The organism is Cytobacillus oceanisediminis (assembly GCF_003182355.1).
Lineage (GTDB): Bacteria > Bacillota > Bacilli > Bacillales > Cytobacillaceae > Cytobacillus > Cytobacillus oceanisediminis_A.
Map to the genome: position 1 here is coordinate 229,863 of NZ_QGTW01000003.1, position 14,111 is coordinate 243,973.

General features: G+C 40.6%; 15 protein-coding genes. All 15 read right to left on the reverse strand.

All coding sequences use genetic code 11. From position 1 onward, the window contains the following. Positions 1–94: 94 nt before the first annotated feature. The gene (gene hisC / locus DFO73_RS07845; protein ID WP_110064226.1) at positions 95–1,195 is read right to left on the reverse strand and encodes a histidinol-phosphate transaminase; all 1,101 of its coding nucleotides are present in this window, start codon (positions 1,193–1,195) and stop codon (positions 95–97) included. Positions 1,196–1,443: 248 nt separating this feature from the next. Then, on the reverse strand, positions 1,444–1,818 hold the full coding sequence (gene aroH, locus DFO73_RS07850; protein ID WP_110064227.1) for a chorismate mutase: 375 nt from the start codon (positions 1,816–1,818) through the stop codon (positions 1,444–1,446). A gap of 82 nt (positions 1,819–1,900) precedes the next feature. Then, positions 1,901–2,986 carry a 3-dehydroquinate synthase gene (aroB, locus tag DFO73_RS07855; RefSeq protein ID WP_110064228.1) on the reverse strand — a complete coding sequence of 362 codons (1,086 nt, stop codon included), beginning with the start codon at positions 2,984–2,986 and terminating at the stop codon, positions 1,901–1,903. After that, positions 2,986–4,158: a chorismate synthase gene (gene aroC, locus DFO73_RS07860; protein WP_110064229.1), complete on the reverse strand. Its 1,173-nt coding sequence runs from the start codon at positions 4,156–4,158 to the stop codon at positions 2,986–2,988. Before aroC ends, aroB begins: the two co-directional genes overlap by 1 nt. A gap of 333 nt (positions 4,159–4,491) precedes the next feature. Beyond that, positions 4,492–5,265, reverse strand: coding sequence for a CheR family methyltransferase (locus DFO73_RS07865; RefSeq protein ID WP_110064230.1), 774 nt, complete (start codon positions 5,263–5,265; stop codon positions 4,492–4,494). A gap of 128 nt (positions 5,266–5,393) precedes the next feature. After that, the gene (gene ndk, locus DFO73_RS07870) at positions 5,394–5,840 is read right to left on the reverse strand and encodes a nucleoside-diphosphate kinase (protein WP_110064231.1); all 447 of its coding nucleotides are present in this window, start codon (positions 5,838–5,840) and stop codon (positions 5,394–5,396) included. A gap of 456 nt (positions 5,841–6,296) precedes the next feature. Continuing rightward, complete coding sequence (hepT, locus tag DFO73_RS07875) at positions 6,297–7,259, reverse strand: heptaprenyl diphosphate synthase component II (RefSeq protein WP_110064232.1); 963 nt, start codon at positions 7,257–7,259, stop codon at positions 6,297–6,299. 76 nt (positions 7,260–7,335) lie between these two features. Beyond that, on the reverse strand, positions 7,336–8,043 hold the full coding sequence (locus DFO73_RS07880; protein ID WP_110064233.1) for a demethylmenaquinone methyltransferase: 708 nt from the start codon (positions 8,041–8,043) through the stop codon (positions 7,336–7,338). Between the two features lie 3 nt (positions 8,044–8,046). Further along, positions 8,047–8,856: a heptaprenyl diphosphate synthase component 1 gene (locus tag DFO73_RS07885; RefSeq protein WP_110064234.1), complete on the reverse strand. Its 810-nt coding sequence runs from the start codon at positions 8,854–8,856 to the stop codon at positions 8,047–8,049. A gap of 316 nt (positions 8,857–9,172) precedes the next feature. Then, positions 9,173–9,409 (reverse strand): trp RNA-binding attenuation protein MtrB, encoded by a 237-nt coding sequence (mtrB, locus tag DFO73_RS07890; protein ID WP_053434574.1) that lies wholly within the window; start codon positions 9,407–9,409, stop codon positions 9,173–9,175. Positions 9,410–9,545: 136 nt separating this feature from the next. Continuing rightward, positions 9,546–10,112, reverse strand: coding sequence for a GTP cyclohydrolase I FolE (gene folE, locus DFO73_RS07895; protein WP_110064235.1), 567 nt, complete (start codon positions 10,110–10,112; stop codon positions 9,546–9,548). Positions 10,113–10,491: 379 nt separating this feature from the next. Then, on the reverse strand, positions 10,492–10,764 hold the full coding sequence (hbs, locus tag DFO73_RS07900; RefSeq protein WP_009332755.1) for a non-specific DNA-binding protein Hbs: 273 nt from the start codon (positions 10,762–10,764) through the stop codon (positions 10,492–10,494). A 503-nt stretch (positions 10,765–11,267) separates the two neighbouring features. Further along, complete coding sequence (gene spoIVA, locus DFO73_RS07905; protein ID WP_110064237.1) at positions 11,268–12,746, reverse strand: stage IV sporulation protein A; 1,479 nt, start codon at positions 12,744–12,746, stop codon at positions 11,268–11,270. A 357-nt stretch (positions 12,747–13,103) separates the two neighbouring features. Beyond that, entirely contained in the window at positions 13,104–13,817 is a 714-nt protein-coding gene (locus DFO73_RS07910) for a hypothetical protein (protein WP_110064238.1), read from the reverse strand. Positions 13,818–13,842: 25 nt separating this feature from the next. Next, positions 13,843–14,046: a DUF2768 domain-containing protein gene (locus DFO73_RS07915; RefSeq protein ID WP_110064239.1), complete on the reverse strand. Its 204-nt coding sequence runs from the start codon at positions 14,044–14,046 to the stop codon at positions 13,843–13,845. Positions 14,047–14,111: the final 65 nt, after the last annotated feature.

Here is a 14,111-nt window from a genome sequence, read left to right on the forward strand (position 1 = left end):
CAGAGGCATGTAGATGCCTCTGAATGGAAGGATTTTTCTATTTATGGAATATATCAAAAATATTTAACCAGACTATTTCTGCGGACCTTTTATATTATAACGCAGCTGTCTGTTTAACCAGATATTGTTCCATTGCTTCAAGGACACCTTCGTTTTGCTCCCTGGAACCAATTGTCACACGGACAAAACACGGGAAACCAAGTGCTTTTCCAGAACGCACGATATATCCCTTTTCAAGCAAGAACTGAAACACTTCGTTCGAATCAGCATTAAAATTGATTAAAATGAAGTTTCCTTGTGACGGAAAGTATTGAAGTCCGTGCTTCTTACAAAAAGCATAAAATTGTTCAAGACCTTCACGATTTTTTTGCCTGCAGCTTTCAATAAACTGCTGGTCGCCAATAGCTGCAGCTGCTGCCGCCTGAGCAAACTTGTTGACATTAAACGGCTCCCGGACAGGCTCCAAAGCTCTAATTGTTTCAGCATTTGCGATTCCATATCCCACCCGAAGGCTGGCTAATCCGTAAATTTTAGAAAAAGTGCGCAGTACAATTAAGTTTTCAAATTGGCTGATTAAATCAAGTGCCTTATAATAGTCATCGGCTACTACATATTCATAGTAAGCCTCATCAAGGACAACCAAAATATCTTCAGGCACTTCTTTCAGGAAAGATAGCAATGAAGATTCATTAACATAGTTTCCTGTTGGATTATTAGGGCTGCAGACCCATACAACAGCTGTATTCTCATCGATAGCAGCCAGCATTGCATCAAGGTCATGTTCACCATTCACCAATGGAATCTCCCTGATTTCAGCACCTTCTATGACAGCATTATGCTTATATTGCGGGAAAGTTGGCGCAGCCATAATGGTGTTTGTATCGGGGCCAAGCAAGGCCCTTGAAATCATTTGTATAATTTCATCGGAGCCATTTCCAAAAATGATCTGCTCTTCTTCGACCGACAAGTGATTTGCCAGCACAGAACGCAATTCAGTGGCATATCCATCTGGATAAAGCGCAAAAAATGAAGGGGACTGATTCACTGTGAAAAGAACTTTTTCCGAACACCCAAATGGATTTTCATTAGAAGCAAGTTTCACTATTTTATCCAGCCCAAATTCCTTTTTGACTTGATCAATTGATTTTCCCGGCTGGTAAGGAGTTAAATTCAGAAGCTGTTCCTTCCATTTCATACATTTCCACCTCTTATTAATTACTTTTACTTATTATCGTATTAAAGTAAAAAATGATATGTTCATATACCAGAAAAGCGCAAGGCGCCCGCCTTTCGGCGACAAGCTTAAGACGAGCGCTTCTGAAGGCGTTCTTTACCTTCAGAAGCGATTGACTTAAGACCTCGAGCCGATGGCGCCTGGAGCTAGACAGTTATTAAAATTCTAAAGGTAAACTTCTTATCACAAAACTCCCGTTAGGGAGAGTCTTATGATGTGCGGCTTGTTTTAAGATCAGGACGAAGCTGGACTGCGTCACGCAAATAAACATGGTGAATATTCTGCTGAGGAGAGTCCGAATTAACATGCATCATAACTCGAATACATTTGAGCAGAGACCCTTCAACCGGTATTTCCCTCATGCACATCACAGGAACATAGGTCCAGCCTTCCAATGACCTCATCGCCTTTGCCGGAAAGGCCGCAGTCAGTTCTTCCGTAACAGAAATAAATACAGACGCTACATCTTCTGCTTCAATATTATTTTTTTGTATCATTTCCCTTATAAGCATCCCGGTTGCCTCAATAATCTCAGCTTCATTATTTTCTTCAACGGTGACGGCTCCCCTTACCCCTCGAATCACTTGCAACACCTCCATTAAAAAACGGTATAGAGCCTTTCTTTCCTATCTGCTCAAGCCTCTTATTCTTAGCCCAAGGCTCAAGTCAACTTTGCTTTTTAGAAAAACTTTCAAGTTCCTTTAGCAGCAGTTCATCAGAAACTTCGTATAATGCCGGCTTGCCTATTTCCTGTAATAAAACAAACCTGACTTTTTGGCCTTCTGATTTTTTATCCTGCTTCATGCGTTCCAGCAGGCTTTGGTGTGATAGATCCTGGGGAAGGGTAACCTGATATCCAAGGGAAGTAAGCCAGTTTTTAAATTCGCCAATTTCGAATGTTAAGCCAAATACCTTCCTGCTTAATTCCAGAGCGAATATAATCCCAACAGCAACAGATTCTCCATGTGTCCATTCCCCATAGCCCTTTTCAGCTTCAATTGCATGGCCAAGTGTATGTCCAAAGTTTAGAAAAGCTCGTACTCCTGACTCCTTTTCATCCTCACCAACTATGGCGCCCTTTATTTCTATTCCCTTTGTAAGGATCGTGCTCAATTCCGCACTCGGTATGTTTTCAAGAGAATGAATCTGCTCCTTCAGACTCAAGTAGAAGTGAATATCATGGATCAAGCTATGCTTGATCACCTCCGCAAAGCCGGAACGTCTCTCTTTCAGTGGCAAGGATCCAAGAAAATCCAAATCATAAAACACTGCAGACGGTTGATAAAAGGCCCCAACCATGTTTTTGCCTAACGGATGATTAATTGCAACTTTCCCTCCGACTGCACTATCATGGGCCAGTATAGTAGTAGGAATTTGAATAAAAGGAATCCCTCTCATATATGTGGCTGCGACAAAACCACCCAAATCGCCGACAGCTCCGCCGCCAAATGCCAAAATGAGTGATTTCCTGTCAAGCTTGTGTTCTAAAGCAAAAGTTAAGCATTGATAATACACATCAAATGTTTTTGCCTTTTCCCCGCTTGGAACCGTGCAAATTTTTGCATCAATGCTTTCAAGCTCAGATTCTAATGCAGGAAGGTGGAAATTCCGAACGGTTTCATCTGTAATAACCATTAAATTTGTCATGGACGGAAAAGCCTCTTTAATAAATGTGCTTAATCCGTCAATTGCCCCAGATCCTATAAAAACAGGATACGTTCTGGTATCTGTCTGGATAGAAACACTTTTCATTAAAACTCCCTCGCAAATTTTCTTTGCTCTTCAACCGTTGCTTTTAATGTCTCAAACCTGTCTGAGTAAAACTGATCTACAAGTGCCGCAGCAAGTTCCCATGCGATAACATTTTCTGCAACAACCGCCGCTGCCGGAACAGCACAGCTGTCTGAACGCTCAATGCTTGCGGAAAACGGCTCTTTCGTTTCAATGTCTACGCTTTGAAGAGGTTTATATAAAGTAGGGATCGGCTTCATCACACCTCTGACAACTATTGGCATTCCGGTTGACATGCCGCCTTCAAAGCCGCCAAGGCGATTTGATTTGCGGTAATAGCCTCTTTCAGGATCCCATGCAATCTCATCATGAACCTCACTGCCCGGCTTTCTGGCTGCTTCAAATCCGATGCCGAATTCAACGCCTTTAAAAGCATTAATGCTAACCATTGCACCTGCAAGCTTGGAATCAAGTTTGCGGTCATAGTGTACATAGCTTCCAACTCCAGGCGGCATTCCTTCAACAATCACTTCCACAACTCCGCCAATGGAGTCACCATTTTCTTTCGCAGTGTCAATCGCTTCCATCATCTTTTGCCCGGCAACCGGGTCAAGACAGCGAACCGGCGATTCTTCCGTAATTTCTTTTAATTCTTCTAATGATGAATATTCTTTTACTGAGGAAGCAACTCCGCCTATTTCAATTACATGTGCTGCAACCTGAATCCCAAGCTCAGATAACAGTTTTTTGGCTACTGCTCCGGCTGCAACTCTTACTGTAGTTTCCCTTGCAGAAGATCGCTCAAGTACATTTCTCATATCCCTGTGCCCATATTTAAGGGCTCCGTTTAAATCTGCATGCCCTGGGCGAGGACGGGAGATCTTCCTTTTTACCTCTGCCTCATCTTCCGGATTTAGAGGTTCCTGGCCCATAATCTTCGTCCAGTGCTTCCAGTCATTATTCTCTACCACTAGGGCGACTGGCGACCCCAATGTATAGCCATGCCTGATGCCGCCATTTATTTGGACGGTATCCTTTTCAATTTGCATCCTTCTGCCTCTGCCATAGCCTTTCTGGCGTCGGGCCAATTCTTCATTTATATCGGAATCAAGCAGCGGCATTCCGGCAGGCAACCCCTCAATTATAGTGGTCAGCTGCGGTCCGTGTGATTCACCAGATGTAAGATATCTCAAAACTCTTTCCCCCTTCAACTCATTAAAGGATTATGTACCAATATAACATAATGATAAATATAAGAATAGATAAAATTTGAAAATTTCTATAATATTTTATTTCTTCTTATGAATGGAGCCATTTTAACACGTAAAGAAACATACTACAAAAAATAGTCGGGCTGTGACCCTCTCTGGATGATTGAAACGTCCTTGGCTGTTTTTCGGAACGCATGCCGGAGTCCAAAAAGAGTTAATCAAAAAATTATTTCATAAATGAACTAAAACTCCTATTATTTCAACAAAATCAAATAAGAGGATGACAGCAAATCATCCTCATACCCGGCTTTTCTATTAAAACTTTCTGTAAAAGAAGGTTTCAGCAGATTCCAAATGATAGCGCCCGGGATTAAAGATTTGTTCAGTGCTGCCTACAAAGAATATTCCATCCTTTTTTAATGCACTGCTGAATTTATGATAGATACTACCCTTTGCCTCTTCCGTAAAATAAATTAAGACATTCCTGCACACAATTAAATCATAGGGCCCGCCAAATTCATCAGCAAGCAGATTTTGTTTTTTAAACAACACTGCCTTCTTTATGTCTTCAGATATTTTATAAAAACTGCCTTCACGGCTAAAGAACTTTTGTTTCATAGGTTCAGGGACTTCATTCAAAGATCTTTCAGGATAAACGCCTATCCGGGCCCGCGCAAGTGCGTTTTCGTCTATATCCGTCGCGGACACCTTTATCTGTGATAATGGCATAAACCTAGATAAAATCATAGCTATCGTATAAGGCTCTTCACCCGTCGAGCAGGCTGCACTCCAAATCTTAAGATTCCTGTTTTGTTTAAGCAACCCAGGGAGAATCTGGTTTTCCAGCACCTCCCAGCGTTTCGCATTTCGGAAAAATTCGGAAACATTAATGGTCATCCGATCTAAAAATTCGTTCATCAATTCCCGATCCCTGATTATGCCACTATAAAAATCTCCAAATGATCTATAGCCCTTTTTCTCATAAAGAGAGATAAGCCTTCTTTTCATTTGTGTTTCTTTATATAGTGAAAGATCAATCCCCGTTTTTCGTTTAATATTTATGATAAATTCCTGATAATCCTGATCCATCTTTTTCCCCTTAATTTACAGCGGTGATCACCGTATTTTACCCTTGCAGTTTCCCGGCCTCTTTTATCCGGGCTTGTTGTATTCGGTTACAAAAAAAGCACTTGTCAGGGACAAGTGCTTTTTTCGCATTAGTTAATCCATTCATTCATTAATTTAGTGTATTCTACTTTTTCCTCTTCTTTGAAGAAAAGTCCAATTTCACGTTCTGCACTTGCAGGTGAATCTGAACCATGGATTACATTCTTCCCTACAGTGATGCCGAAGTCTCCGCGGATCGTCCCTGGAGCGGCATCTTTAGGATTCGTTGAACCCATCATTTGGCGAGCTGTCGCAATAACATTTTCGCCTTCCCAAACCATAGCAAAAACAGGGCCGGAAGTGATAAAGTCTACCAGTTCGCCGAAGAATGGGCGCTCTTTGTGCTCACCATAATGCTCTTCTGCAAGCTCTTTGCTAATGCTCATAAGCTTACCGCCAACAAGCTGGAAGCCTTTCTTTTCAAAACGGGAAACGATTTCACCGATTAAATTGCGCTGTACCCCGTCAGGTTTAACCATTAAAAATGTTCTTTCCATTTAGTTCCACTCCTAAAACGTATGTATAGTGATTTATCCCGCATTAACGGGCAGTAAGACCCCACTATCAGAGGGCAGAAGAATCAGAGAGGCAGAGGGTGGCGGTCAACTGTCCGTAAAAACCCTAATTAAAGAACTCAGACTACAACCGCCACATTCAGTGGCAATGTCTGAGTGACCCGTACCCCGCAGGCCTCAACTTACCATCAGTGGGATAAACATCTCCACTAATGGAAGTTTCACTTTATCATTCTCTGACAATCCACGAAAATATTAACATTGTTTTGACAATTTAGCAACAGAAATTTGAAAGCGCTTATAAAATAGGGTATGAAAAATGCATGTTCCCCGACTACCCTGCCAAATTTTAAGATGCAGTGTAAGGAAACGGGCCAAAGAAAAGCTAGCATGCACTGCTGGGCACCTTCGCAGGAATTAGGTGCCCCGGCCTGCTTCTTAAAACTTTCTTTTTCCAATAAACTTGGCAATATCCCGTAAAGCCTTCTTAGATTTTGATGGCGGAAGCTCCTCTAAAACCTCCAAAGCCTTTTGCAGATACTTGTCGCTTATATGAAGAGATTTTTCGATTGCACCAGAATTCTTGACTAGTTTTATGATTTCCTCAATATCCGAACGCTTAGTTCCTTCGTGGACTTTGATGATTTCCTCGCGGATGGCCCTATCCTCCATAGCAAAAAGGACAGGAAGTGTTATATTGCCCTGGTGAAGGTCCCCTCCGGCAGGTTTGCCGAGTTCCTTTTCCGTTCCGACAAAGTCCAGGACATCATCAATAATTTGATATGACATCCCGACAAAATAACCAAATTTGAAAAGCTTCTTATGTATTTCGTCTTCTACATTGGCTGCAATGGCACCCAATTGGCAGCTGACAGCTATCAGCATCGCAGTTTTTCTTTTGATTCTGCGGAAATAAGTCCTTACATTTTGGTCGTAATTATACTTATCTTTGATTTGCTCGATTTCGCCTATACATAGCTCAACCAGTGTATGGGATAGGATTTTATGCGCATGCGGATTTTCAACATTTGTTATTAATTCAAGAGCACGCGCGAAAATGTAATCGCCTGTATACATGGCAATCTTGTTGTCCCACTTCGCTTTGATTGTCGGCTTGCCGCGGCGTAATTCGGCATCATCAATGACATCATCATGTACAAGAGATGCCATATGGATAAGCTCCAGCGATACGGCCACATTTTTAATATTATTTATATCGTAATTTCCGAACTTTGCTGCAAGCAAAACAAAAACTGGGCGAATTCTTTTTCCCCCGGCCTGCAGTAAATGCAGTGATGCCTGATGCAATAGAGGAGACTCTGCTTTAATCGTCTCCTCCAGCTCGTCCTCTATCACATTTAAATCTGAATTCAAAAATGAATACATCATTTTTAATTTCATTTTCTAACTCACCCGGCTTATCAATCCCGTCTGCTGTTTTCTGCATTGTGCAATGAGAAACATTCAGAACAAGTTATTATTTTTGTTTCGTTCCAATGTGTACAGCTGCCACTCCGCCGCTATATGGCTTATAAGTGACACTCTTAAAGCCAGCCTTCTCGAACATTTCTGCCAGTTCTTTCATTCCCGGAAAGTCTCTTGCAGATTCCTGCAGCCAGGAATACTCATTAAAGCTTTTGGCAAATAGTTTGCCGAACATAGGCATAATAAAACGGAAGTAGAGATAATAGGCTTGTTTATAGCCGAACATAGTCGGCTGTGACGTCTCCAGACACACTGCTATTCCGCCAGGCTTTACAACACGGTGCATTTCTTTTAATACCTGCATGTAATCAGGTACATTCCTTAACCCAAATCCGATGGTTACATAATCAAAGAAATTATCTGGAAAAGGCAGGTCCATGGCATTTCCGTGAACAAGTTCAACTTGATCAAGTTTCCGTTCTTTAATTTTTTCCTCACCGATTTTCAGCATATTTTTGCTGAAATCAAGTCCGACTACTTGTCCATTCTCACCAACAGCTTCAGCAAGTGCAATTGACCAATCGGCCGTGCCGCAGCATACATCAAGAGCCTTCGCGCCTTTTTGGACATTCATTTTTTTCATTGTATCCTTGCGCCATCTGAGATGCTGCTGAAAACTAATAACTGAATTCATTTTATCGTAGTTGCCATAAATCTTTTCAAATACACTATGAACTCGCTCTTCTTTTGATTGCTGCATACATTACCCTTCTTCCACAAAAGTTTTAGCTACAGACTGACTATGATTAAAGATGAAATGAATACGCTGCTCTAACAATTCGTTTACAAAAGGGATTTTCATCAGATATTGATCAACCAGATTTCTGGAAAAGTCAATATATCTGTCACAAATCAGAAGCAGATAGTTTTGCTGTTCAGCAGACATCTCTTTCACTTTTGGGAATGTCAGCTTTTTCAGCGCTTCAAAGACAATTGAAGTGCCATTCTTAATAAATTGCTCTTTCTCGGCAATTAGCCGCTTAATAAATAGCAGATTGGATGCAACCTCTTTCCAATCAGTCTTGGAATAAGCATCCGTCAACTTTTCAAAGAGAGCCGCCTCAATCTTCTTGACGGTATTCATTAAGTGGTCAACAGCCTCAGGGGCTTTCTGGTAGAGGGATATCTTATGCTCATTCACATCTTTAATCCCGTCAGCCAGTGCACGAATCATGTTAATATCATCGAATGCGGCAAGAATTTTATAATATAAGCCGCTGTAATACACGCCTGCAAGGACGGTAAGCTGTCTATGTTTAAGGTCTTCGCCTTCAGACTCATCGTTCATTACAAGTTCATGGGTATCAAGGGCGATTTGGATAAGCATAGCCGTTATGGCATATTTTTCTGCCCTAGTTTCTGAAAGTTTTAATTCATCCAGGATAGAAATTAAGAGCAGAAGCTTATCTTCGTCTATTACGGGAGAATCGATATACCTGAGCAGATAAGGGTGGTGTACCTTTTTCTCAATCTGTTCTTTAATATCTGCCAATTTAATCTTCACGTCATGCATGCAATCACCCTTGTTTCCCCTAAGTTTTCTATTTCCCGCAGCAGCCTCCTTGCTCCCTGAGCATGCAAGCTAAAGGGAAAAAGACAGGAGAAGCCTTATCAAAATTGTTAAAACATTTATCTTTAAAGATTATATAGTCTATTTTTGACCTATTAATCGTTTAGTATGAAATATATATAAATCGGGCAAAAAAAAGCCCTTTTTACTGGTATCTTGTTTTCAAATGCATTATTAATTAAGCAGAGACAATTATATCATAAATTACAGAAACATGTCAGGACATTATCTTGAAAAACAATTAGGTCCGTTTTTACTATTATTTTTTCGCTTCGCTTTCCAGTTCACCATAACAGGTCATAATCCTTGCATTTCCCCGCACCTTTATAGCAGATGTGTGCTCTGTGAATTGGGCAATCATAACTTCACCCTGATCCAGCTTTTCGGAATGATGAAATCTTGTATCAGAACCCCTCGTTAAACCAATGACATTTACACCGTCTTCTTTTGCTTTAATAACTATATAATCATTTCCCGATGGACTTTTCTTTTCCATTGAAAACATCCTTTACTATATATTTTGGCAAAAATAATTTCTTACAAAAAAAGGCCAAAAGTAGTTATCTTTCAGCCTTTCCGAATTCTTATTCTTCTCTAAGAATGAAACGTATATTTTAGTCTAGCTTCCAAGCTTATTGTTTGATTAATGAAAGAACCTCTGCCCGTGCTCTTGCATCATTTGCAAACACACCTCTAACGGCGGAAGTAACGGTTTTAGAACCTGGCTTTTTAACTCCCCGCATTGTCATACACATATGTTCCGCTTCTACAACGACCATTACACCATGAGGCTCAAGCTTCTCGAGAATTGAGTTAGCAACTGTGGATGTAATGCGTTCTTGAAGCTGCGGCCTTTTTGCTACTGCCTCTACAGCCCTGGCAAGTTTACTTAATCCAGTTACCCTTCCGTTCCTTGGAATATAAGCGACATGGGCTACACCGAAAAATGGCACAAGGTGATGTTCGCACATAGAATAAAAAGGAATATCCTTCACCAGGACAAGTTCTTCATGATCTTCGCCAAATACTGTCTCAAAATACTCTTTAGGATCCTGGTTTAATCCCATAAAAACTTCTTCATACATTTTTGCTACTCGTTTTGGTGTATCAAGGAGCCCTTCCCGGTTTGGATCTTCACCGATTGCTTCTAATATTAAACGTACCGCATCTTCTATCTGGGCACGATTTACGTCTGCCATAATTGCTTCCTCCTATGCTATAACACTGTGTTTAATAATATGTTCATATTAGCATAACCCTTTGGGCTGCGCAAAGCAGAGACTGTATGGCATAGAGCATGAGCCGGGTCTGTTAAACTTGCCTGGTTATTTCCGCTCCAATCAACAGGGTCCTAAAATCAACATTGAGCTTTCACATAGCCTAATTTTAAAATAGAAAAAACCGCGAAAGAATCGCGGTTTTTAGCTCAAGCATAAGCTTCAAGCACTTTTATCGCTTGTTAACCGGCAGGTAATTCCTCCTATGAGAAGGAAAAACTGCCGGTTAACGCCCGATTGGTTCAACTAACATTCAGTTCAGAATAATGCCTGCCCTGAATGATGTTTCACTCTATGTAGATTACTTAACTGCATCTTTAAGCGCTTTGCCTGGTTTGAAAGCAGGAACTTTGCTTGCAGCGATTTCGATTTCTTCACCAGTTTGCGGGTTACGTCCTTTACGGGCAGCACGTTCGCGAACCTCGAAGTTTCCGAAACCAATTAGTTGTACCTTATCACCATTTTTCAAAGCATCTAAGATTGTATCGAAAACAGCATCAACTGCTTTAGTTGCGTCTTTTTTAGAAAGTTCGCCAGCTTCAGCAACTGCGTTAATTAGTTCTGTCTTGTTCATGCCTTTCACCTCCTCCCAAATATCGATAAAACCCAGTAAAATAAGAATCCTTACATTCATTTGTAAACAAAATTACTGAATTCTATACGTTATGGCGTGTTTTTATTTAACAAGCCTAATAATAAATTATGAACAGAAAAATTTCAATCCATAAATTATCTAAAATCCTTTGATAATAAGGGTTTCGGCCGCCACAACGGTAATTCTGTTAAAAGATTATCACAATCATTTACTCTTATCAAGAATATTTCATGATTTAATGGGAATCTTTTCTTCTTTGCAACATATTTGTAATAAGTTGACCTATTTTTCTTACCCTAAAGGCGCTCTAATAAACATAAAAAAGGAATTTTAATAGCTAAATCCTGAAATCAGTGATAACTTTTCCATCCATGATGTCTGTTAAACTTGAATGAGGATTTACGATCTAACCAGCAAGGCACTTCAAAAATGCACTTTAACATATTCTAAAAATAAAAAAAGACTCCAAAAGGAGCCTTCATTTAAAGGATTATCGCTATTAATCCGCCAGAGCCTTCGTTAATGATTCTTTCCAGAGTTTCTTTAAGCTTATACCTTGCATTCTCAGGCATTAGTGAAAGCTTTGCCTGAATTCCTTCCCTCACAATAGAGCTTAAGCTTCGACCAAAGATATCAGAGTTCCAGATGGATAGTGGATCATCTTCAAAATCCTGCATCAGATAACGGACAAGTTCTTCGCTTTGCTTCTCTGTACCGATAATCGGCGAAAACTCGGATTCAACATCAACTTTAATCATATGGATAGACGGTGCTACTGCTTTTAAACGCACTCCGAAGCGTGACCCATGGCGTGTGATTTCCGGTTCATCAAGGCTCATATCAGCCAGGGATGGAGCGGCAATTCCATAGCCTGTTTGCTTCACCATTCTTAAAGCATCGGAGATTTGGTCATATTCTGCTTTAGCATGGGCAAATTCCTGCATCAGTTCAAGCAGATGGTCTTTTCCGCGGATTTCCACACCGACAATTTCTTTTAGTACTTCATCATAAAGATCATCCGGGGCGTACAAGTCTATTTCTGCTACACCCTGCCCCATTTCAATGCCAGCAAGTCCGGCACGGTCAATAAACTCAAAGTCGCTAAATTGATGGACTACACGGTCTACATCTCTAAGCCTCTTAATGTCTTTAACAGTTTCTTTTACTGCTTCCTGATAGCTTTCACGAAGCCAATGATCTTCACGCAGCACCATCACCCAGCTTGGAAGGTTTACATTGACTTCAAGCACCGGGAATTCATATAGAGCTTCACGCATTACATTCATAACATCCGTTTCCCTCATGCCTTCTACACTCATGGCAAGTACAGGAATATCATACTTCTCAGAAAGCTCATTTCTAAGCGCATCTGTATTCGGATGGTGAGGCTGTACGCTATTTATAATCATGATGAAAGGCTTACCGACTTCCTTCAGTTCATCAATAACCCTTGCTTCCGCCTCCAGATAATTGGCACGCGGAATCTCGCCAATCGTTCCATCTGTCGTAATCACGACGCCGATAGTTGAGTGCTCCTGAATAACTTTTCTCGTACCTATCTCTGCAGCTTCATGGAAAGGGATCGGCTCTTCATACCAAGGTGTATTGATCATTCTTGGGCCATTTTCATCTTCATATCCCTTAGCTCCAGGGACTGTATAGCCTACACAGTCAACCAGTCTTATGTTTACATCCAGACCTTCTGCCACATGGACCGTAGCAGCCTGGTTAGGCACGAATTTCGGTTCTGTGGTCATAATCGTTTTGCCGGCAGCACTTTGCGGAAGTTCATCCTGAGTGCGAGCACGTTCTGCTTCATTGTCCATATTCGGCAATACAACAAGCTCCATAAATTTCTTTATAAATGTGGATTTGCCGGTGCGAACTGCACCAACTACTCCAAAATATATATCGCCGCCAGTTCTTTCGGCAATATCTTTAAAAATATCAACCTTTTCCAAGTGATCCCCTCCCGAATCATAGAGTTAGTGGGATAATATTATCCTATCTATTATGTTTGGACATTATATGTGTATGATGTTGTCCTACATTGTTATGACAGTTTTTTTAAAATTTTTACCCCCTTGTCAGGAAAGTTCAGCACACCCGCCGGCCGCCGAAGAAGTTCTCCAGGCCATCCTGCGTGGAATGGACAGCTGGCCGATCCCAAATTTCCCTTTCTAGAATTTAATAACTCCCTTTACGGCTTTATTTCTTTTTCTTTATGCTATTGGTCAGGTTGAAGAGTGTCTTTATGAAAAATAATAATAAAAAAAAACCCTTCTCCTACAATATATTTTGCAGAAGAAAGGTTATGACTATTTCACCAAAAAGATTGGTTCACTTGTTTCATCATCTATTGTATATGGTAAAGAGTAGGAGGGAACAAAAGCAGAATCTTCAACTAGTATATCCCTGATATCTTCTCCAGGCTTATACTTGTTTTCCTTTTCCTTCAGCGCCTGATAGAGATCAATCCGGTAATCAACATATACATCGGCATTGCCGGTTACAACAAACGGAAGGTTTTGGCCGCTATAAGGGCTAAGTGCTTTTGGATCTTCTTTAAATCCTATTTTTTTAAAATCCATTGTAAAAACATTATCAGCAATTTGTTCTTTGTAAGGCGGGAAACCATGTGCTTTAATCCTCAGATTAATGTCCCTGATCGTTTCTGCGATTCTCAAATCGAATATCTTTACTTTCGGTTCCGTTTCTGCATCAACTATCACATATTGGAATACGCCACCAGACTCAAATGCATTTCCAGGAGGCTCAGCCATATATTGAGGCGCAATCTTTTTAAAGTCAATCGGATACTTTTGATAAATTGGGGTTGTCTGATCCTTTGTCTTGATCGGAAGAAGGCCGTCATTATCTTCTCTGTACTGATCTACAGCCGATTGGACAGACTGCAATTGGTCCTTATAGGCTATCTGATTTTGGGATAGCTTCTCTTTAGGATACATACAGCCAGTCAGGACCATCCCTGTAAGCAAAAGTAGCAAGAATGTGTTACATGCTTTTCTCATCTAATCAACCCTTTATGTAATATAGCTAGCTGCTTGTCGGGCCGCTGAACACGACAAGCACAATAATAATTCCGCTTATGATCATCAAAATATAAGCAATAATTGCCGTAATAAGCTTCAATATCCCAGCTTTCAGTTTAAAGCGGCTAAGATAAATCAGAATTATAGATAAAAACATAAACCCCATTGAAGCCAGTGATATCCACATTTTCATTAAAGCCGGTGACATTTAATCAACTCCCTTTTCCGAAAAGTATTATAACATACCAATGGGAAAAATCTAAAAGCTTTTCC

Excerpts from the sequence above, each read along its gene's own strand:
- DFO73_RS07880 (WP_110064233.1), bottom strand. The coding sequence starts at position 8,043 with ATGCAGCAATCAAAAGAAGAGCGAGTTCATAGTGTATTTGAAAAGATT.
- DFO73_RS07885 (WP_110064234.1), bottom strand. The coding sequence starts at position 8,856 with ATGCATGACGTGAAGATTAAATTGGCAGATATTAAAGAACAGATTGAG.
- ndk (WP_110064231.1), bottom strand. The coding sequence starts at position 5,840 with ATGGAAAGAACATTTTTAATGGTTAAACCTGACGGGGTACAGCGCAAT.
- hbs (WP_009332755.1), bottom strand. The coding sequence starts at position 10,764 with ATGAACAAGACAGAACTAATTAACGCAGTTGCTGAAGCTGGCGAACTT.
- hepT (WP_110064232.1), bottom strand. The coding sequence starts at position 7,259 with ATGAAATTAAAAATGATGTATTCATTTTTGAATTCAGATTTAAATGTG.
- DFO73_RS07865 (WP_110064230.1), bottom strand. The coding sequence starts at position 5,265 with ATGGATCAGGATTATCAGGAATTTATCATAAATATTAAACGAAAAACG.
- hisC (WP_110064226.1), bottom strand. The coding sequence starts at position 1,195 with ATGAAATGGAAGGAACAGCTTCTGAATTTAACTCCTTACCAGCCGGGA.
- DFO73_RS07915 (WP_110064239.1), bottom strand. The coding sequence starts at position 14,046 with ATGTCACCGGCTTTAATGAAAATGTGGATATCACTGGCTTCAATGGGG.
- folE (WP_110064235.1), bottom strand. The coding sequence starts at position 10,112 with ATGGCAGACGTAAATCGTGCCCAGATAGAAGATGCGGTACGTTTAATA.
- mtrB (WP_053434574.1), bottom strand. The coding sequence starts at position 9,409 with ATGGAAAAGAAAAGTCCATCGGGAAATGATTATATAGTTATTAAAGCA.
- aroB (WP_110064228.1), bottom strand. The coding sequence starts at position 2,986 with ATGAAAAGTGTTTCTATCCAGACAGATACCAGAACGTATCCTGTTTTT.
- DFO73_RS07910 (WP_110064238.1), bottom strand. The coding sequence starts at position 13,817 with ATGAGAAAAGCATGTAACACATTCTTGCTACTTTTGCTTACAGGGATG.